The 518-nt window shown below is 66.8% G+C and carries 1 pseudogene; it reads left to right on the forward strand.

The annotated features are described in order from the left end of the window. Nucleotides 1-10: 10 nt before the first annotated feature. Nucleotides 11-518, forward strand: a pseudogene (locus ENZ75_RS33850) (hypothetical protein); the annotation flags it as partial.

Genomic DNA, 518 nt, shown 5'->3' on the forward strand with positions numbered 1-518 from the left:
CATCACGACCGTGGGCTCCCTCTCACACGGCATTCTCGCCCAGTCGGTCGGCGGCGGTGGCGGCAATGGCGGATCTGTCGGAACGTTTGCCGTCGGTCTGTTCGGCGCCGCTTCCGTGGCGATCGGCGGCGGTGGCGGCGATGGCAATCTCAGCAACCAGGTCACGGTCACCCACAAAGGTGACATTCATGTCGGCGGCATGGGCTCGAAGGCCATCCTTGCGCAATCGGTCGGTGGCAGTGGCGGCAACGGCGGTTCGGCTTATTCAGGCGCGGTCAGCGCTGGTCTCTACGTGTCCGCTTCGGTCGGGGTTGCCGTGGGTGGCGAGGGCGGCAACGGAGGCAATGGTGGAAAGGTAACGGTTCGGGCTGATGGCAACCTGATTGCCGACACCGACGCAGCCGGTTCCGGCGGCATCGTTGCCCAGTCCATCGGCGGCGGCGGCGGCAATGGCGGCCGCGCTGCCACGATTTCGGGTGCAGCCAGCACGGGGGTCAGCGTTTCACTCGGTGTCACTG

The organism is Mesorhizobium sp. M7A.F.Ca.CA.002.04.1.1, assembly GCF_004022805.1.
GTDB classification, from domain to species: domain Bacteria; phylum Pseudomonadota; class Alphaproteobacteria; order Rhizobiales; family Rhizobiaceae; genus Mesorhizobium; species Mesorhizobium ciceri.